The following is a 20,440-nucleotide window of genomic DNA, read 5'->3' on the forward strand; positions in this document are numbered from 1 at the left end:
CGCGTCTCCGTAACGGAGGCGCGCGGCACCTCCCAATCGTCACTGTTTGGCCCAGTAAGCTCCCCCGCCCGATGGTTTGAACATGGTCATCGTCTGGCCGCGCGAGTTGGTGGCCGCAAAGACATTCGAGTTCGGGTTGTAGTAGCTGCTGCCACCCGTTCCATTCGGTTTGGTCTGGGTCCCCGACGGCGGATTCGATGTGAATTTCTGCGCGCCGGCCGCGTACTCGAACCAGCGGTTGTATTGCGGAAACTCCTGTTTATGCTTTTGCCAGTGGTCCTGCGCGTTCTGTGTCGACGACTTCCATCCCGACGATGCCCATGACTCTCCTGGCTTGCCGAGCGCCTCTTTATCCGTGAGCTGGGACTTGACCTTGCGGCCGTCGTCGCCGACCCTGATCGGGCCTTGTTGCCCGCTCACCGACGGCTGCAACGCCGCCGCGGAGAGTTGAGCCGCAACATCGTCGCGCATGCACGCCGTATTGCAGCCCACAAGGCTGAGCTTTTTCAGGTTGTCTGCGCCGCCCGCGGCAAGCGTCGCAAGCGCGGCCACCTCGGCCGCCGTCTTGCCCCCGAGCCGCCCGCCCCCCGCATTGTCGCCATGTCCCACGACCGACACCTTGACGCTGCCTACCGGTTGGGCGAATGACCCCGCGCCTTCCAGCGAGCCTTGCGGGCCTACCTTGAGCAGTTCGGTCCCGTAGTACTTGTCCGCGAGTGCCTGGGCCGCCTTGGCCGTCACCGGATCGTTACCGGCCTGCACGACCACGCGACGCTTGTAGTCGGGTGCCCCCGTGAAGATGTTTTTGTCCGGTGGTCCGGAGGGCTCGGCGCGTCGTGTGTTCTCGCTCAGCAGTACGTAGGTCGTGTTCCCCTCCTTCTTGAACGTCTGCACGTCGAAGCGCGTACCGGGCTGAAACAGGACTTCCGATTCGTTGAGGCCCATCCCCGCAATGTTCTTGCCTGTCTGCCCGAGAATGCGAAACACCGACTGGTGGCCGGGATTGCCGGCGCTCGAGAAGTCTTTGGCGACGTTCAGCGACATCGAGGTGGACGTGAAGGGGGTAGACACCACGACGTCGCCGGGCTGGATTTTCGTTCCCCAGATCTGCTTCGGCGTGATGACGCCGCGATAGGTAACCTCGGTAGTATTCGGCAGCTTGGCGAGCGCACTGTTCAATTCCGTCACCCGTGAAGGATCGACCGGAGATTCCGACCCTTGGGCCTGCTTTGGCATGAAGGGCGCATTGAATGGCTTGGGCGACCTGACGTACTGCTTGATGACGCGGCGGTCACCGTCGGTCAGCATGGGCGCGCCCGGCGTTTTCTGCGCGGCTTCTATCCCACGTTGCATGAGCTCCGCCGCGTTGCGGTTCGCCTCCCTGTTCGCGGCTTGCCTGGCCTGCGGCGTGACCGGTGGTTGATGCAACGCCATCGCGCCGATGATGCGGCGGTGTTCTGCCGTTTCGGCAGACGGGCGCCCCCCGTCGGTGAGGTTGACGCCGGATCTGTCTCCAGCGCCTTGTGTAGTGCCTGCGGATGTCCTCAAACCTTGGAACAGCAACCCATTGGCGACCTGCGAAGATACCGTGCCTTCCGGCTTGCCGAGCGCGTCGGCATCTCCAGCCGTCGTCTTGATCTTGCTGCCGTTCGCCCCTATCTTGATCGCGCCCTGCGTTCCGCTCACCACCGGTTGCGAGCCCCCGCTGGCTTTTCCAGGCGCACGCGTCGAAGCGCCGGCCCCCGAATCCGCCCTGCTGGTGTTCGCGCCGCCGCGCATCCCTCGTGGCTTGCCGCCACTCCCTGCCGCAGGCAGCGCCAGCATCCTGAAATCCGTCTCGCTCGACGTACTTACCGCCTCTTTCTCCGTCAGGGTGCCACCGGCCGCTATCGTAACGACGCCATTTGCGTCACGCCGCGTGCCCTCCAGCAGCAAGTTGCCGCCCGCCGTGAGCTTGATGTTGTCACCGCTCTTGATGCTTGCGGCGGACGCCGTGTCGCTTTGCGAGCTTTGGTTGCCGCCACCCGCGCGCGCGCTGCCCAAGCCTTGGCTCGACAGGACGGTGGCGCCGGCGTCCACCGTGACGGTCTGGCTCGTGCGCTTGTCGCGCGCCGCGTTGAACGTGAGATTGCCGCCGGCATCGACGGCAACCTCGCCTCCGCTCGACAAAGCAGTGCCCGTGAACGTCGCATCGCCGCCGCTCCTGATCGTCAATGGTCCCTTGCCACCGCCGATACTGCCCGCCACTTCGGTATCGCGGCTTTCCGACGTGGTGCTCACGGTGACGGACACGTTGCCGCCGGGCTTGACGCCATACGTCGACACACCTGCGTTGACGTCGACGCCCTGACTGCTCGAACTGCTGGTGTTCCTGGCCGCATCGAACGTGAGCTTGCCACCGCTGGTGAGGCTCGCTCCTTCGCCCGCGGCGAGGTTGGTGCCTTCGAAGCGCGCGTCGCTCTTGACGTTGACCGACAGCTTGCCACCGGCGTTGATGCCGCCCGCGACCGCGGTGCTGCTGCTGTCGCTGGACTTGTCGCCCCGGTAGTCGATCGCGGCCGCGCCGCCGATATTGACAAGATTGATATCGAGCTTGCCATTCGCGTACGTCCCGTCGCTGGTGTTGCTGGCCGTACTGGCCGCCGCGCGATAGTCGAGCGATCCGGCGTTCAGTGTGACGTTCTTGCCCGCATCGATCTTCGTGCCTTCCAGCGTCGTGGCGTTCACCGATGTGCTCGTGACGCTGCCGCCGACCTTGATGTTCGATACCACCACATCGCTGGTGTTCGATGTTTTCGATGCGTCATTGCGCTGATAGCTGGCCGTGATACCGCCCGCGATCTCCGCCACCGGAGGCGGCGGCGGTGTGACTGCGCCCGGCCCTGCAGCCGCGTTGGCCGTCACCCCCGCCGTCGCTTCCGCATACACGCCGAGCCTGGCGGTATGCGTAGTGCTGCGCGACGAGCTATACGTCGTGTTGGCGGTCGCCTCGCTCGTGATGGTCTGCGCCGATTGCGTCAGGCCGCCACCGGCGCTGATCTGCGTGCCCACGTCTTTGATGCTGTTCGTCGCCGTGCGCTTGATATTCCCGCCCGCCGAGATCCCCGACGTCACCGCGGTGGTCGAGCCATCGACATTGCTGGTGCGCGTGTTCGACCCATACAGGCCAGCGTCGGCGCGCGCGGTGGCCTCAGCCGACGCCGAGAGCTGGGCACCCAGGCCCACAGCCGCGTCCGCCGTGGCGGACGCGGTGGCATTGCCCTTCAGGTATAAGCCGGCCGTGGTTGTGCTGCCGCTCGAGCGCGTTTCGTGGACGTCGTTGACGGCCTTGAAGTGCATGTCCCTGGCGTCGAGTTTCATATTGCCGCCGGAGGCCAGCTGCGAGCCCTCAAGCGTCAGGCCATTGGTGGCCTTGACGTTGAGATCGCCGCCCGCGCTGATTGCCGAACCGTGATGCCTGGTATCGAGCGACGACGTAGTGGTCGTACTGTGCCGCACGAGGGCGACGCGATTCTCCGAGTCGGCCGATGCGACGGCCGACGCTTTCGCGGTTCCATGGGCATTGCCGTTGCCCGCATACCCATCGGCACCGGCCTTCGCATAGACGCCGGCCTTGTTGTTGCTGCTGGCCATCAGGCCGACTTTGGTGGTGGTGCTGGTCGTGTTCGAGGTCTTCTTGTCCTCGGTCGCGAGCAGGTTCACGTTCCGCGCGTTGACGATGGCGTTGCCACCGGCCTTGATCTTCGAGCCCTGCAGATTGACGTCCTGCGAAGCATTGATCGTTACGTCGCCGCCAAAGTTCACGTTCGAGCGCACATGCCGCAGGTCGGTCGTATCGGTCTGCGTCCTGGTGGTGCTGCCGAACACCAGGTCCGCCGAGCCGTTGCCCTTGACCTCGGCCGACGCCCCTGCCGCTGCCGCTCCTCTGGCGCGGCCTGATGTGGACGATGCCGATGCGTCCGCGCTCGCCGAGGTGTCGCCGCCCGCGCTGACCTGCAGAATGCCGCTGCGCTCGGTCGTGGTTCGCGTCTCGTCGTAATTGCGCCCGGCCAGCACGTTCACGTTGGTCGCGTTGATCGTGCCCTTGCCCTTGACGACGACGTCCGAGCCCTGGACCGTGACATCGTTCTTCGCGGTGACGTTGGCATTGCCGCCCACCTGCAGATCGCTGCCAACGTTGCGCACCGAGGTCGAATCGGAGGTCACCTTGGTCGAACCGTACACCGAGTTGTTCTGGCCGAAGCCGCTCGAGATGTTGGTCGTATGCGTGGTCGTGGTGTTCTCACGCGCCACGATACTGACGTTGTTACCGGCGTTCAAGTCGGCGTTGCGGCCCACCTTCGCATCGGTACCGGCCAGCGTAATGTCGTTGCCGGCCTGCGCGGACAGATTGCCGCCCACGGTCAGCCCCGACTTCACCTGTTCCACGGTGGTCGTCGTGGTCGTCGTGGTGCCCTTTCCGCGGTTGGTGCCCGTCGTCGAGGTGTTCTTGTTCTCGATGGTGTCGAACGTGATGTTGTTGCCGGCCTTCAGCGACGCATCGGTGCCGGCCGTCATGGTGGCGCCGAGGTTCGTGATGTCCTTCTTCGCGTCGAGCGCCAGCGTGCCGGTGGACTGGATCGAGCCAGTCTGGCCGACCGTGGTCTGCTGGAACAGGTCGGTGGTGCCGTTGCTGGTGCTGAAGGTCTTGTTGACGATGCTGCCTGCGGTCGACTTCAGGCTGACGTTACCGCCCTTGATCACGCCGGACGTGTTGGCGATATCGCCAGCAGATCTCGCCACCAGGGACTTGCCGCCGACGATGGTGCCGCCCATGTTGGTCAGCGACGTCAGGTTCAGGTTGGCATCCTGCGCGGAAATCACCGCTCCCAAGCTGACGGCCGCCTTGGTGCTCTGCGACAGGTACACCACCGGTGCGAGCACAGTCCTGCCGTCGACGACGGTCTGCACCATCCACACGATGTCCTGCTTCAGGTTGGCCTGCTGCTCGGGCGTGAGTGCCTTGCCGAGTTCGAGGCCGAGGCTCTTGGTCTGCGCCGACGCGTTGTCGAACAGGCCCTGCATCTGCGCATCGGCGTTGCGGTACCTCCCCAGCATCACGTTACCGGTCTGGGCGATCAGCTGTTGCTTGACCAGGTAGTTCTCGTAGCTGGCATCGCCAAGGCGCAGACTGATCTCGTCGGCGCTGTAGCCAAGCATCTTCGTGAGGTAGTCCGACCCGTAGGTGGCGGTGCCATCCATATAGAGCGGATTGGTCTCCACGAGGTACTTCGCGGCCGGGTCGCGGGCGACTACGAAAAGGCCGCTGGGACTGATTGGCAACGGCATACTGATGCCGCCGAACGACGTACCGTTGACGCCATGGGCCGCGTTGCCGGTTGTCGCGCCATTGAGCGACGTGCTACCAACGCGCACCGTGTTGCTGTCGAGCACGGTTCCGATGGTGTTCGGTCTGGTTGTGCCTTCCTTCACCGAATTGACATCGGTGGTCACGGCGCCTTTGTTGGACAGCGCAATGCCGCTGGCCGTCAGAGTCTGAGTGTGGATACCTGCGTTGAGCTGCTTGTGCTCGCGATAGACGTACGAGTCGTTGTAGCCCTTGCGGTAGCCGCACATGGCATCGTCGAACCTTCCTTTGCACAGTTTGTCCGTGTAAAACTTTGCCGGGCCGAGCGCAATGTACTTGGTGTGGAGCGTGTAGTAGCGCGTGTAATCCCGGGCCTGCAGTGCAAGGCTATCGTTGGCAAACGTTGCATCGCCACCGAGCCTGAAGCCGTTGCCCGCATCGTCGCGGATGCCGAAGTCGCGCAACGCATTCGCGTGCTGCGTACTATCGAACGAGAAGCCCTGTAGCGCGACGCTGTTGCCACCGTAGATCGTGCCACCGAGATTGCTGCCGGTGTGGAATGTCAGCCTGAGGTTCGTCGTAGCGAGAATCTGCGGCGAATATCTGGGCGCGACGTCGTCCTTGTATCGCTGATACTCGGTCCACGTCGACTTATAGTCCTTGAAGACTTCCAGATTGCCATCGGCACCGCCGTCGTTGTACTCGCGCTGCTTGACCGTGGTGGTGTCGCCCTTGGTCCAGTAACGCGTGTCGCCACCGGCCACTTCGTTGCGGATCGTGTTGGCGACGATATCGATGCTGCCATCGCTGACGATATCGCGGTTATTGACCGCGGTGTTCGCGCGCAGCGTCATGGCGCCGACCGCGTTGATCGTGCTGGAGTTGGTCAGCGTGCCGTTGGCCGTGACCGACAGGTTGCGGCCCGCATAGATCGCGCCGTTGTTAACGAGGTTGCCCGCGCCCGCGCTGGGGCCGCTGGCCAGCGTCAGCGTGCCCGCGTTTGCCTTCACCGTGACGTCGCCGAGCGCTGCAATGCCGCCCGTGCCGCTGATCGTGATGTTCGGTGCGGTGACGTTAAGCGCGTCGCGCGAGTACAGCAGGCCATCGTTGGTCAGGTCGTTGCGCACCGTGATATTGCCTGTGCCGCCGCCGCCCATCACGTCTATCGCGGCCATCACGCGCGCGGTGCTGGTGTTATCACCGCCGAGGGTCAGCGTAGCCGCGTCGAGGTCGAGATTGCCGGCCGACGACAGCACCGCGTCCTTGTTCAGCGTGACCGTGTTCATATCGATATCGACGGTGCCACCGCTGACGGTCTTGCCCGACCCGATCGACAGCGTCGAATTGCCGGTGCCCTGCTGTACCGACAGCTTGCCAACCGCCTGTACGATGCCGTTCAGCGCCGCCGTGTAGTTGTTGGCTCCGCGCGCACCGATATTGAGGGCACCATTGCTGAGCAGGCTGCCGGTGGTGTTGAGCCCGCCCGCGCCAGCTGCCAGCGACAGATTGCCAACCGATTGCAGCGTGCCCTTGTTGATGATCTGATTGGCGGTGACCGTGCCGCCGCCACCCGATGTGGCGGCCAGCGTGGTCACGCCACCTGTGTCGTTGAGGAAGGTGCCGGTCAGCGTAATGATGCCGTTGGCGTTCGCTTGCCGCGACAGCAGCATCGCGCCGGCGTTGTCGAGGCTGCTGGCATCGATCCTGCTGCCAGCGTCGGCCTGCACCCGGCCCGTCGTCGTATTGCGGATGGCCGCGGCCTTGAGCGCGAGGTCGCGCTCGGCCAGCAGGTTGCCGCTATTGATCAAGGCCTGTGTCCCGGTGCCATTGCGATCGGCGATATCGAGCGTGGTGGCGGCGTGCACCGTGCCGCTATTGTCGATGGCGCCATCGACGCGCAGCGTCGCGGCGCCCTTGCCAGCGGTGATGGAGCCAGCGTTGTCGAGTCCCCGCGCGGCGGTCAGCACGACATTGCCGCCGAGGCTTGCAATCCCTTGCGCTGCATCATTCGCCACTGCGAGCTTGCCAACGGTCGTCAGCAGCAAATCCCCGCTGGCCAACAGTGCCGCCGAGCCGAGATTCATGTCGCCCGAGGTCGTGCTGGCTTCGAGCCTGCCCGACGACTGGAAACGCGTGCCAGCCCCGGTCGCGATCGCACCGAACCGTCCCCGCCAGTTGCCTGCCGCCAAGATGACACTGGCATTCAGCCCGGCACCACCCGTCGCGGTCAGCGACGTGTCGCGGCCTGACGACAGCGAGGCATTGCTCAGCGCCAGCGCCGTGGCTTCGTTGCTGGTGCTGGCCACCAGCACATCGCGCTGCGCGGAGATGCGATTCTGCAGTTCGATGCGGCCCGCAGCCGACAGCGTGAAGTCATCGGCGGAGGCCGCGGCATCGCCGAGCATGCGCACGCCGACACCGGCTTCAGTGGCGGTCAGACGAATGCGGTTGGCGTACATGCCGCCCAGCGCGGTACTGTCGATCGCATACGCAGGTGTGGTGCCGGCACCGGGCACGGCACCGGTGACCGAACGGCTGACGTAGTCATAGCGATTGGCGCCGGCCGTGATCGACAGATCCTGCGCGTTGATCGTGCCGTCGAGCTTCACGGTGCGCGCCACCAGATCGAGCATCTGCTGCGCGGTGGCATTGAGGCCGCTGCCATTGATCAGGATATCGCCCTGATTGACGGTAAAGCCGCCGAGAGAGCCGTTCGCGTTCAGATACGGCACACCGGTCGTCAGCGTGACGCGATCGGTATTGATAAAGCCGCAGCCCGAACACGTGATGCCATACGGGTTGGCCAGAATCACGTCGGCGCGGCCGCCGAGCACTTCGGTAAAGCCGGCCAGCGTACTGCGGTTGTTCGACACCACTTCATTGAGAATCACCCTGGCGGCGTTCGTCATATTGAAGTTCGCGGTGACCTGCCCCGCCAGTTGCGACTGGTAGGCGATCTGCGCGGACGTGGTGTTGTTCAGCACCAGGCCCTTGTCGTTGACGTTGTAGCTGTTGTACCGGTTGTGCGAGAGCCCCGCCGCGTTGGCGGTATCGATATTGACGACGGTGGTGCCGTTGGGCGCCACGTAGGTGTTGGTCTTGCCGCTGGCGACCGCGACCGATTGGGCGAGTACGGTCTGCGGTATCGCCATGGCCGCGCCGCCCAGCAGGCCGCCTGCCAAGGATGCACGAAACAGCGCTCGCGCATACCGACGCTTGCCGTCACGCGTGCTCTTGGCCTTGCCGTGGCCGCGCGCCGTTTCCGCAACTGCCGTCCACGTGGCCGTGGCCGCGTTCCAGATGACTCGATAGAAATGGTTCATGGCGGGTGACCTCAGATCGATGCGGACAGTCGCAGGCTGAACAGCGTGCCTTCGCGAAATTGAGAAGACGGTGCGCGGATGGCGCGCGCGGCAAAGGCGTCGATGGCCACGGTCTTCCAGAACAGGCCGATGCCGAGCGTGGCGCCCGACAGCGAACCCGACGGCACACCGGCCGCGCGGTTGGTGACATTGCCCCAGTCGAAACCTGCGTAGACGCGTCCGGCCAGCGTGCCCGCCGGGTTACCAAACATCGCCGTGGAGACCTGCCATGGCAGGCCCAGCTCGTTGCGCACGAAGTAGCCGTTGTCGCCGGCCAGCGTGTAGCTCTGGAAGCCGCGCACGGACGACGGGCCGCCAATCAGGATCTGCTGCGTGCCGTACAGCGTGTCGTTGGCGGCCTGCCCGCTCAACTGCGTGGAGAAGGTCAGCGGTGTGCCCGCGAGCTCGAAGCGACGGTTGTAGCCGAGGTCCAGCGTGAACTTGTTGAACTGCGCGTGCGGCAGGTCGCGCGGCAGATCGGAGGGATCGTGCAGCGAACCGAGCAGGTTCAGGCCCTGCACCATCGCCAGACGGCCGTTGAAGATGCCGCCGTAGACCTGCGTGAACGCGTTGACGCCCACATCGAGGAACGTCAGCGTGCGGCTGCTGACCTGCAGGAGTTCACCGCCGAGCCAGTTCTTGCTCTGCTGCGTGGTCAGCCGCGCGGAGAACGCGACGCGGCTGGTCTGGTTGCGGAACACCACGCGATCGGCGCCCAGGCTCCACGTATCCATCTTGCCGGTGGCCTTGAGCGCAAGACCGCTCGGCAGACCCAGCGTGTTCGTGTAGTTGCTCTGGCTGTAGTCGACCGTAAAGGTGTTGTAGCCGAATGGCAGCTGGGCGTGCACGGCCGTGGAGTCGGACTTGTGGCCGCCATTGGCCGGGAACACCGACTGCCGGCGTGTCACCGCGAACAGTTCGTTCAGGCCCAGCAGGCTGTCCAGCGTGACCGTGGCCGACGCGGCGTTGCGGCCGGTGGCATCGGTGCCAAGGTTGTCGTACGAACCGAACAGATGCACCGGGAACGATGCGTCGTTCTGCACCGCCACGACGCTCTGGCCCGGCGTACTGCCCGGGCGCAGGTCCAGCCGGGCGTTGTTGGAGCTCAGCAGATTGAGCTGATCGATGCCCTGCTCCAGATCGCGCAGATTCAGCGCGTCGCCAGGATTGCCGGGGAACGCGCCACTCGGCCAGATCGAGCCCTTCTTGCCGCCAGCCGGTCCGCTTTCGATCTCGTACCGTTCGATGCGGCCTTCCACTACGGTAATCACGAGCTTGCCGGTGCGCAGGTCCTGCGCTGGCAAATAGGCACGCGTGGTGATATAGCCGCGATCGATAAAGCTTTTGGTCAGCTGCGCGAGGATGGCTTCGATATCGGTGGCGGCGAGGCAGCGGCCAGCGAAATCGCGCGTGATATCGGCGCGCAGGAAGTCGGGCACGCGCTGCGTGTCGCCAGTGATCTCGATCGTGCGGATATCGCGACAAGCCACGCCGATATCGGGCACCTGCACCTGCGGCTTGACGGTATTGAGGTCCGTGCCACCTGGGGGCGGCAACGCGCGCAGCGCGCGCTCCTGATCCTCGCGCAGGCGGTCACGCTGCTGGCTCTCGACGTTCTGGTTCTGGCGCTCGAACACGGCGCCCGGCGTGGTTCGTGCCAGTGCACTGGCATGGCAAAGCGCGAGTGCGGCGATCCACAACCGCGGACGGCAATATCGAGTCATACGCGAGCTCCAGGCGCCGGATTGGCGATGAGCTCACGATATGCCTCTGCATCTTCTGCTTACCCGTTGCTTTATTAATCTTGATTCAATCAATACTCCTTTTAATTGGAAACAATAATCGCAGTCATAAAGCAAAGCTAATGCGCTTATTTCAGGCTGCGCAGATAAAGAAATAGCGCATCGAGGTCGGTGTCGTTCATGTGCGCGAACGAGGCGAACGGCATCACGCGGCTCACGTCCGTGCCGTCGGGTCGCTTTCCGGTGCGCATCATCGTGACGAAACGCGCGGCGTCGTCGTACGGTTGCATCGCGCGCGAGTCCGCGTGCAGGTCGGCCGCGTTCGGCCAGTCGGGCGGGGCGCCCGGAATCTTGCCGCCCTTCAGACTGGCGCCGTGGCAGCCTATGCAGGCGTTGGCCACATAGGCGCCGTACGTGACGGTCGGGGCCACGACGACGGCAGGCGCCGGCGGCAGTGACTGGTCGATCTTCTCGGCGGCGTCCTTGATCACGCCAGCGCCGTACAGACCGCGTATGAACCACGGCATCGACACCTCGCCAGACTGCGCGCCGCCGGGGGTGGGCGGCAGGCTGCGCAGATAGGCGACCAGTGCCGCGAAGTCTTCGTTGGACAGGCGGTTGTAGTCCTCGCTCGGCATGACCAGCAGCGGACGGCCTGTCGATGCCACACCGTGGCGGATGGCCAGATCCCAGTTCTCCGGCCGGTAGGCCGCGATCACTGGGTTGGCGGAAGTCAGGTCCGGAGAGCGCACGCGGAACCCATTGGGCTCGTCGAACACGACCTTGCCGGCACCGTTGGCGCCGTGGCACTCCATGCAACCGCGCGACAGGTAGAGATACTTGCCGTGCGCGATCGAGGCCGCATCGTCGAGGTACCCAACAGGCTGCAGATCCGGCACCTTGACCGTGCGCTGCATTTTCTGGCCGCCCCAGTACCAGGTACCCCCGACCGACACCACGACGACCAGAACGAACGTGGCAAGTGCGGCGGACGCAATGCGGAAGAAGCGCGCGATATCCATGGGGAGCCCTTTCTTTTTCTTGGTGTGCCGCCGATTCCAACGGGACGTGCACTTGCGATCTGTGCGCGATGGTACAGACTTCGCGGCGCACGCAGCCCGCGCTTTTTTCGGGTCCGCACGCTTTGCGGCGCGTGCGCCCTACCAAAATTCCGCTAAAGACGCCAGCCCCAACAGGGGACGCTCGACCCGCCTATCTCCGGCCTCAAACAGGCGTTGGCACCCTTACAGTGCGGTCTAGCCTCGGAAACGTGTGACCGTACCCAGCCCGGCGATGCTCAACCTCGCCGCCGGTCGCCCCCGTCCGGCGGCAGACCAGAACGAACAGAACCGCATGACGCCAGATTCGGCCGCCAACTCGACAACTGGGCACACTCCTGCGCCTACTCCCGCCTCGGCCCTGCCCTGGCGTCCCCTGCTGCTGGCCAGCGTGGGGGCGTTCGTGCTGGCCGCGGCCGGCATCTGGCTGTCCCGCCTGCCCGGCAACGCCGCGGCACTGTGGCTGGCCAACGCATTCGGCCTCGGCATGCTGTTGCAGCGGCCGCGCTATGAGGCACGTTGGCTGCTCGCCGTGATGTTCATAGGATATGCACTGGCCAACTGGGTCGGGGGCGACACCGTGCTGGTGTCGGCACTGTTGTCTGGTGCTAACCTGCTTGAGATTATTTGTTCGGTGACGTTGCTGCGGTTGATGAGTTCGCATATGAGCAACGTGCGCTCGGGACCGCTCGCCAGCTTTGCGCTGACGCTGGGCGTGGCGGCGACGGTGGGGCCGGCCGTGGGCGCTCTGGCGGGCGCGGCGGCGCTGACCCAGGCGTATGGCACGCCGTTCACGCGCGTGTGGTGGACGTGGTGGAATGCGAGCGCGCTCGGCATGGTCATGCTGCTGCCGCTGATGGTGTCGGTCACGCGCGCGCGCGTCAGCGCCACGCTCAAACGCGGTCTGCTGGTCCGCCTGTGCATCCTGCTGACGATCTCGATCGCCATCGGTGCCGTCGCGGTCATGCAGGCGCACGATCCATTCGTCGCGATGTCGCTGCCGCTCGTGGTGGTGGCGCTGCTGAGCAACCCGTTCGCCACCGCGGTACTCACGCTGACCTCGACGCTTGCGGCGGAAGTGTTCGCGCTGGCCTCCGGCATCCCCGAGGTGGCGATGCAGAAGCTGCCGCTCTCGGCCGCGGTGATCATGGTGTTCCCGGTGTGTATCGCGCTGATGACGGAACAGAATCGCGCCGGCCGCGCCAACCTGCGCAGCAGCGAACGGCGCTTCCGCCAGGCCATGGAACACTCGGCCATCGGCATGGCGCTGGTCGGCCTCGATGGCCGCTGGCAGATGGTCAATCGCGCGCTGACGGATCTGCTCGGCTATGACCCCGACGAATTCCGCGACCGGCCGTTCCAGCTCATGACGCACCCGGACGACCTCGCCGAGGACCTGCGTCAGGTGGAGCGGCTGCTGGCCGGCGAGATCGACTCGTACCGCATGGAGAAGCGCTACCGTCACAAGGACGGGCACTACCTGTGGGCACTGCTTGCGGTCTCGCTGGTGCGGGACGAAGTGACCGGCGAGCCCGATCACTTTATCTCGCAGGTAGAAGACATCCATACGCGCCGGCTCGCGCAGGAACAGCTGGAGCAGCTCTCGCGCCGCACGCAGCTCGCGGTGGAAGCCGGCGGCGTCGGCATCTGGGAATGGGACTTCACGAACGCGGCCATCATGTGGGATGCGCGCATGCATGCGTTGCACGGCACCGCGCCGGAGCTGGGCACGCCCACACTCGCCGAGTGGATCGCGATGCTGCATCCCGAGGACGTGAGCCGTGTCAGCAGCGAAATGCGCCAGGCCATTCGTGGCCTGCAGCGCTTCGATACCGAATATCGCATCGTGCGACCGACCGGCGAGGTCCGCCATGTGCGCGCGATGGCCATGGTGTCGCGCCAGGAAGATGCCCGCGCGATGGAACGAGAGGGCCGTGATCCGCGTGACGGCGGCATGACGCGCGCGCTGGTCGGCACCAACTGGGACATCACCGAACAGCGGCGCCTGACCTCGGCACTGTTCGAGGAAAAGGAGCGGCTCCACATCACGCTGCGCTCGATCGGCGACGCGGTGATCTGTACCGACGGCGCGATGCGCGTGACCTTCCTCAATCCGATCGCCGAGCAACTGACCGGCTGGAGCATGGATGCCGCGATGGGGCAGCCGCTCGAGCAGGTATTCCGCATCGTCGATGAACTGACCGGCGACGTGATTCCAAGCCCGGTCGAACAATGCCTGCAATCGCTGCGACCCGCCTATCTGCAGGAAGGCGCGGTACTGCAGAGCCTGACCGGCGAGCGCCACGACGTGCAGGACTCCGCCGCGCCGGTGCTGACCGGCAACGGCGACGTGCTCGGTGCGGTGCTGGTGTTCCAGGACATCACGAGCTCGCGCGCGCTGCAGCGCGAGCTGGCGCACTCGGCCACGCACGATGCGCTGACCGGCCTGCCCAATCGCGCATGGTTCGAAAAGAAGTTGCGCGAGGCCTGCGAGGCCGCGCGCCAGCATGGCCATCGCAGCGCGCTCTGCTTCATCGACCTCGATCGCTTCAAGATCGTCAACGACACCGCGGGCCATGGCGCCGGCGACGTGCTGCTACGCGAGCTCGGCTACGTGATCCGCCACCATGTGCGCCCCGACGATCTGCTCGCGCGCCTCGGTGGCGACGAGTTTGCGCTGCTGCTCAAGGACTGCACCATCGATCAGGCCGATCATGTGTGCCAGAAGGTCATCGACGCGATTCGCGGCCGCCGCTTCCCGTGGGATGGTCGCGTGTACGACGTGGGCGCCAGCATCGGTATTGCGGCCATCGACGGCGAGGTGCCGCCCGTCGGCGAGCTGATGAGCCGCGCCGACGTGGCCTGCTACGCCGCCAAGGCCGCTGGCCGCAATCGCGTATCGGTCTACCGTCGCGACGAAAGCGATGCGCGCCGCCATCACCGCGAACTCGAAGTGGCCGCGGGCATCCACTCCGCGCTCGAAGCCAATCGCTTCCGGCTGTATGCGCAGGAGATCCGCGCGCTGCGGCCCGAGGACGATAACGCAAGCCATATCGAAATCCTCGTGCGCATGGTCGACGAGAGCGGCACGCTGGTGATGCCGGGCGCGTTTATCCCGGCGGCCGAGCGTTATGACCTGATGGGCCATATCGACCGCTGGGTCATCCGTAACGTGCTTCACGACTTCGGTCCGCGGCTCGCGGCGATTCCCGGCCTCTCGGTGTCCATCAACCTGTCGGCGAACTCGCTGGGCGAACCATTCCTGCTGCCGTTCCTGCACGCGGCGCTCGACGAATCGGTGCTGCCGGCGCGGCGCATCCGGCTGGAGATCACCGAGACCGCGCTGATCAACAACATGTCGGCCGCCAATCGCCTTGTGGCCGAGGCGCGTCGCGCGGGCTGCACGGTCGCGCTCGACGACTTCGGTGCGGGCCTGTCGTCGTTCTCGTACCTCAAGCAGTTCCCGGTCGACTACCTCAAGATCGACGGCAGCTTTATCCGCAACCTGACCGACAGCGTGGTCGACCGCGAGATCGTCAGCTCGATCAACGACATCGGCCATCGCCTCGGTGTGAAGACAGTGGCGGAGTCGGTCGAGGACGAGCAGACGCTTCACACGCTGCGCGCGATCGGCGTGGACTACGCCCAGGGCTATGTGATCGGCCGCCCGGTGCCGCTCGAGACCTATATCGCTGGCGCCACGCATCAGGCGGCGGAAACGCCGCCCTCCAACTGAACGCCGCCGCCTGAACCCTCCGGGCGCGTTCGGATTTCCGAACACTGCAACGTCACCGCCGTTCGGAGATCCGGACGGCGCGTTCGGAATTCCTCTGTTTTCCTTTTGTTTTCATGGCCTTACGCAAGGTCTAAGGCGTTCGTGCGCTGGCACGGCTCGTGCAATTTCACGCGCTGCGTTTCCAGAACGAGAACCCTAAGGAAGACAACCCTCCACGATGAAACTCAATCGACTGCCCACCCTGATCTTCATCGCGATGCTGCTTGGCATACTGGCCGGCACCGCGGCGCACCACCTGGCACCGGATGCGGCGGCCGCGAAATCGATCGCCGACTACCTGTCCATCCTCACCGACGTATTCCTGCGGATGATCAAGATGATCATCGGCCCACTCGTGTTCGCCACGCTGGTCTCGGGTATCGCCAGCATGGGCGACGGCCGCGCCGTGGGCCGCATCGGCCTCAAGGCAATGGTGTGGTTCGTCGCCGCGTCGATCATGTCGCTGCTGCTGGGCCTGATCATGGCCAACGTACTTGCACCGGGACACGGCATGAACCTGCCGCTGCCGCCTGCGGATGCGGTCTCGAACGTCAAGACGGCCGGGCTGAACCTGCGTGATTTCGTCGCGCACATGTTCCCGAAGAGCTTCGTGGAGGCGATGGCCACCAACGAGATCCTGCAGATCGTGGTGTTCTCGCTGTTCTTCGGCTTTGCGCTCGGCACGATCAAGGACGGCGTCGGCAAGCCCGTGCTCGCCGGCATCGAGGGCCTCGCGCAGGTCATGCTCAAGGTGACCAACTATGTGATGACCGTGGCGCCGATCGGCGTGTTCGGTGCCGTCGCGGCGGTGATCACCGTGCAGGGTCTCGGCGTGCTGGTGGTGTATGCCAAGCTGCTCGGCAGCTTCTACCTCGGGTTGCTGCTGCTGTGGGCCGTGCTGATCGCCGGTGGTGCGTTCTTCCTCGGCCGCCGCGTGTTCTCGCTGCTGCGCCTGCTGCGCGCGCCGCTGATGATCGGCTTTGCCACCGCCAGCAGCGAGTCGGCCTACCCCAAGGTGATCGAGCAACTGACGCGCTTCGGCGTCAACCCGCGCATCACCAACTTCGTGCTGCCGCTCGGCTACTCGTTCAACCTCGACGGCTCGATGATGTACACGTCGTTCGCGGCGCTGTTCGTGGCGCAGGTCTATGGCATTCACCTTTCGCTCACGCAGCAGATCACCATGCTGCTGGTGCTGCTGGTGACCAGCAAGGGCATCGCTGGTGTACCGCGCGCGGCGCTGGTGGTGGTGGCTGCGGTGCTGCCGATGTTCGGCCTGCCCGAAGCCGGCATCCTGCTCGTGCTCGGCATCGAGCACGTGCTCGACATGGGTCGCACCGTGACCAATGTGCTTGGCAACGCGATCGCGACCACCGTGGTGGCACGCAGCGAGAACGCGATCGGCGCGCCCGATCTCTCCGAAGAGGACCTGGAAAGCACGGACCTCTCCACGCACGGTGCAAGCCTGGGCACAAGCCAGGTTCTGGCGCGCAAGTAAGACTGCCGCCAGCGCGTGCGAGGGCCCTGCCGCCGACCCGGTGGCAGGGCCCTTTTTGTTGCAACGTACGATGCTTGTACAGTCAATATTTGCGCGGGTCGAATTCTCTCAGGCTTTGTTCTGATGTGGTAAAAGAGCTGCCATGCAGCACGAAGACCCCGTCATTTCATCCGCCTCCGCCGCTTCAGCCACATCCGCAAGACCCCGCGTCGCGCTCTCCCTGTTGGCCCTGCTGGTGCTTGCCGCGCTGATCGCCGCGGCAAGCTGGTTTGGCTATCGCTATACCTATGACGCCGCGCTCGCGCGTCAGGCCGAACGCGGCCAGGTGCAGCTGCGCCTCTATTCGCAGGCGCTCGACAGCGAGCTCGCGCGCTATGACTACGTACCCAGCCTGCTGTCGCTCGATGCGCGTATCGATGCGCTGCTGCATCACCCCACCGACCCCACACGCGTAGCCGATGCCAACGTCTACCTGGCCGCGCTCAATGCGCGCGCCGGCACCCGCGTGGTGTACGTGCTCGACGCGCAGGGCCACGTCATCGCCACCAGCAACTACCAGCGCCCGGACAGCTACCTTGGCGAGGACCTGAGCTTCCGTCCGTACTTCCATACCGCGATCGAGGGTCAGCTGGGCCGCTTCTACGGCGTGGGCACCACACGCAGCGAATCGGGCTACTACCTGTCCGCACCGCTCGGCGATCGCGACCATCCGTCGGGTGTGGCGGTGGTGAAGATCGGACTGGAGCCGCTCGAGAATCGCTGGCAGGGTGCGGACAGCCAGATGCTGCTGGCCGACGAGAACGGCGTGGTGATCCTCGCCTCCGACCCATCGTGGAAGCTGGCCGCCATACGTGAGATCCCGCCCGATCTGCGCGCGCGGCTCGACCAGACGCTGCAGTACAACCGCGCGCCGCTGCCCACACTCGCGCTCTCCACCGTACGCACCTTCGGCACCGGTCCGGGGCCTGGTGGCGATGCGCTCGTCATGCTGCGTCAGGGGCCGCCGATGCTCGCCCAGCACGCGTCGCTGCCGGGCACCGACTGGGATCTCACGCTGCTGACCAACACCTCGCAGGCCCGCGTGGCCGCGCTCAACAGCGCCGCGCTGGCTGGCGTGCTCACCGCGTTCGTACTGCTGCTGGCCGCGGCCTGGAATGTACGCCGCCGCATCGTCAGCGAGCGCCTGGCCGCGCGCCATGCGCTGGAAGCCGCCAACAACGAACTCGAACGCAAGGTGGCGGAGCGAACCTCCGACTTGTCCACCGCCAACCACCAACTGCATGCCGAGGTGGCCGAGCGAATCCGCACCGAATCGTTCCTGCGGCAGGCGCAGGACGGCCTGATGCAGGCCGGCAAGCTCGCCGCCGTGGGCCAGATGTCGGCCGGTGTCGCGCACGAACTGAACCAGCCGCTGGCCGCGCTGCGCACGCTCTCCGGCAATGCCTGCAAGTTCCTCGAACGCGGCGACACCGCCACCACGCGCGACAACCTCGAGAAGATCATCGCGCTGGTCGAGCGCATGGGGCGCATTACCGGCGCGCTCAAGTCCTTCGCGCGCGATCCGGCCAGTGGTCCGCGCCGCTGCGCCAGGCTCGCGGACGCGGTGGACAACGCGCTGTTCCTGATGGAGACGCGGGTCTTGGCCAACGCACCTCGGATCGATCGCGATATCGACGCGCATCTGACCGTCGCCTGCGACCCGAACCGCCTCGAGCAGGTGCTCGTGAACCTGATTGGCAACGCGCTCGATGCGACCGCACGCCAATCGGAGCCCAAGCTCTGGCTGCATGCCTACGAGAGCGGCGGCCTCGTGCATCTGACCGTGCGCGACAACGGGCCCGGCCTGTCGGAAGAAGCGTTTGCGCGGCTGTTCGAGCCGTTCTTCACGACCAAACCCGCAGGTGAAGGGCTCGGCCTCGGCCTGACCTTGTCGGCAGGCATTCTCAACGACAGTGGTGGCACGCTTACGGCGATCAATCATCCCGACGGCGGCGCGTGTTTCACGCTCGCCTTGCCACGCGCGATCGGCAACGTCGCGCGTGAGACCGCGCATGGCAACTGAATCGTATGTCCAATGATCTGACCGTGACGATCGTCGAGGACGATCCCGATGTGCGGCTCGGCTGTGAGCAGGCACTACGGCTTGAAGGCATGGCCACACGCACGGCCGCGAGCGCCGAGGCCGCGTTGCGCGAGCTTCGGGCACAGGCCGATGGTGGCGTGCCCCCGGGCATCGTCGTCACGGATGTGCGCCTGCCCGGACGCGATGGCATGTCGCTGCTTGCCGCGTTACGCGCGCAGGACCCGACGCTGCCCGTCATCGTGATCACCGGTCATGGCGACGTGAGCCTGGCCGTGCAGGCCATGAAGCAAGGCGCGTACGACTTCCTCGAAAAGCCGTTCTCGCCCGAGCGCCTGGTCGATGCGTGTCGCCGCGCGCTGGAGCAACGGCGGCTCACACTCGAGGTGGCCGGCCTGCGCGCGCAACTGGCCGCGCGTACCTCGGTGGCCAGCCGGCTGATCGGCAACTCGCCCGCCATCGAACGGCTGCGCGCGCGCATCGCCGACGTGGCGGACACCGGCGCCAACGTGCTGATCCACGGCGAGACCGGCACCGGCAAGGAACTGGTCGCGCGCTGCCTGCACGAAGCCAGCAACCGCCATGCGCGCCATTTCGTGGCGATCAATTGCGGCGGCCTGCCCGAACAGTTGTTTGAATCCGAGATCTTCGGCCATGAGGCGGGCTCGTTCACGGGCGCCACGCGACGACGCATCGGCAAGATCGAGCATGCGGCCGGCGGCACGCTGTTCCTCGACGAGATCGAGAGCATGCCGATGCCGATGCAGATCAAGCTGCTGCGCGTGCTGCAGGAGCGCACGGTCGAGCGGCTGGGCTCCAACCAGCCCGTGCCCGTCGATGCGCGCGTGGTGGCCGCGACCAAGGCCGACCTGCGCGCGCAGTCCGAGGCCGGCACGTTTCGCGCGGACCTCTACTTTCGGCTCAACGTCATCACGCTTGCGCTGCCGCCGCTGCGCGAGCGGCGCGAGGATGTGCCGCAGCTGTTCGAGCATTTCGTGGCGCAGGCCGCCCTGCGCTTCGACCGCGAGCCGCTGCCCGCGACGCCCGCGGAGATGTCCGCGCTCATCGCTTATCCGTGGCCAGGCAATGTGCGCGAATTGCGCAATCTGGCAGAGCGCCACGTGCTCGGTCTCGGTTGCCAGCCTGGCGATATGCATGAAGATGACGACCGACCTTCGGCACTTTCCCTCGCGCACGCCGTCGAACAATTCGAGCGCGCGCTGATTGCGGACGCGCTGCGCCGGCACGACGGCAACCTGTCGCGCGCGAGCGAAGCGCTCGGCGTGGCCAAGACCACCTTGTTCGACAAAGTACGCAAGTATGGTCTTTGAGATGCCCAGTGATAGTTTGAGGCACGGGCGCGAACCGTTATCATCTGCATCTGCGCACCGATGTGTGTTCCGCGTGCGCTCGCGTTCATCGTTTGAGGCACTGATCCATAAGGACTAGGGCGAACGACGGGCGCGATGGCCGTTTTTCATTCGTTTTCAGGCCTGGTTTTTCATCGCGTCAGTCCACCAGAGACTACCGATGTACGTTAAACAACAAAAGTGCGACGCCAGTCATCGATAACCCTCT

General features: G+C 65.3%; 7 protein-coding genes. 4 read left to right on the forward strand and 3 right to left on the reverse strand.

From position 1 onward, the window contains the following. Positions 1–39: 39 nt before the first annotated feature. The 3 genes from LDO41_RS08975 to LDO41_RS08985 form a co-directional block, all read right to left on the reverse strand. Complete coding sequence (locus LDO41_RS08975) at positions 40–8,670, reverse strand: hemagglutinin repeat-containing protein (protein WP_223985092.1); 8,631 nt, start codon at positions 8,668–8,670, stop codon at positions 40–42. Between the two features lie 11 nt (positions 8,671–8,681). Further along, on the reverse strand, positions 8,682–10,433 hold the full coding sequence (locus LDO41_RS08980) for a ShlB/FhaC/HecB family hemolysin secretion/activation protein (RefSeq protein WP_223985094.1): 1,752 nt from the start codon (positions 10,431–10,433) through the stop codon (positions 8,682–8,684). Positions 10,434–10,579: 146 nt separating this feature from the next. Continuing rightward, a complete protein-coding gene (locus LDO41_RS08985; protein ID WP_223985095.1) occupies positions 10,580–11,473 on the reverse strand; it encodes a c-type cytochrome in 894 nt (297 codons plus the stop codon). A gap of 331 nt (positions 11,474–11,804) precedes the next feature. Between LDO41_RS08985 and LDO41_RS08990 the strand changes: the two genes are divergently transcribed. The 4 genes from LDO41_RS08990 to LDO41_RS09005 all read left to right on the forward strand — a co-directional run bounded on the left by LDO41_RS08990 (position 11,805) and on the right by LDO41_RS09005 (position 20,193). Then, positions 11,805–15,245 carry a diguanylate cyclase gene (locus tag LDO41_RS08990; RefSeq protein WP_223986962.1) on the forward strand — a complete coding sequence of 1,147 codons (3,441 nt, stop codon included), beginning with the start codon at positions 11,805–11,807 and terminating at the stop codon, positions 15,243–15,245. A 217-nt stretch (positions 15,246–15,462) separates the two neighbouring features. Then, complete coding sequence (locus LDO41_RS08995) at positions 15,463–16,782, forward strand: dicarboxylate/amino acid:cation symporter (protein ID WP_223985097.1); 1,320 nt, start codon at positions 15,463–15,465, stop codon at positions 16,780–16,782. A 142-nt stretch (positions 16,783–16,924) separates the two neighbouring features. Further along, on the forward strand, positions 16,925–18,844 hold the full coding sequence (locus LDO41_RS09000; RefSeq protein ID WP_223985100.1) for a sensor histidine kinase: 1,920 nt from the start codon (positions 16,925–16,927) through the stop codon (positions 18,842–18,844). Between the two features lie 5 nt (positions 18,845–18,849). Further along, entirely contained in the window at positions 18,850–20,193 is a 1,344-nt protein-coding gene (locus tag LDO41_RS09005) for a sigma-54-dependent transcriptional regulator (RefSeq protein ID WP_223985103.1), read from the forward strand. Positions 20,194–20,440 lie beyond the last annotated feature (247 nt).

This window comes from Cupriavidus pampae (assembly GCF_914271485.1).
GTDB lineage: Bacteria > Pseudomonadota > Gammaproteobacteria > Burkholderiales > Burkholderiaceae > Cupriavidus > Cupriavidus pampae.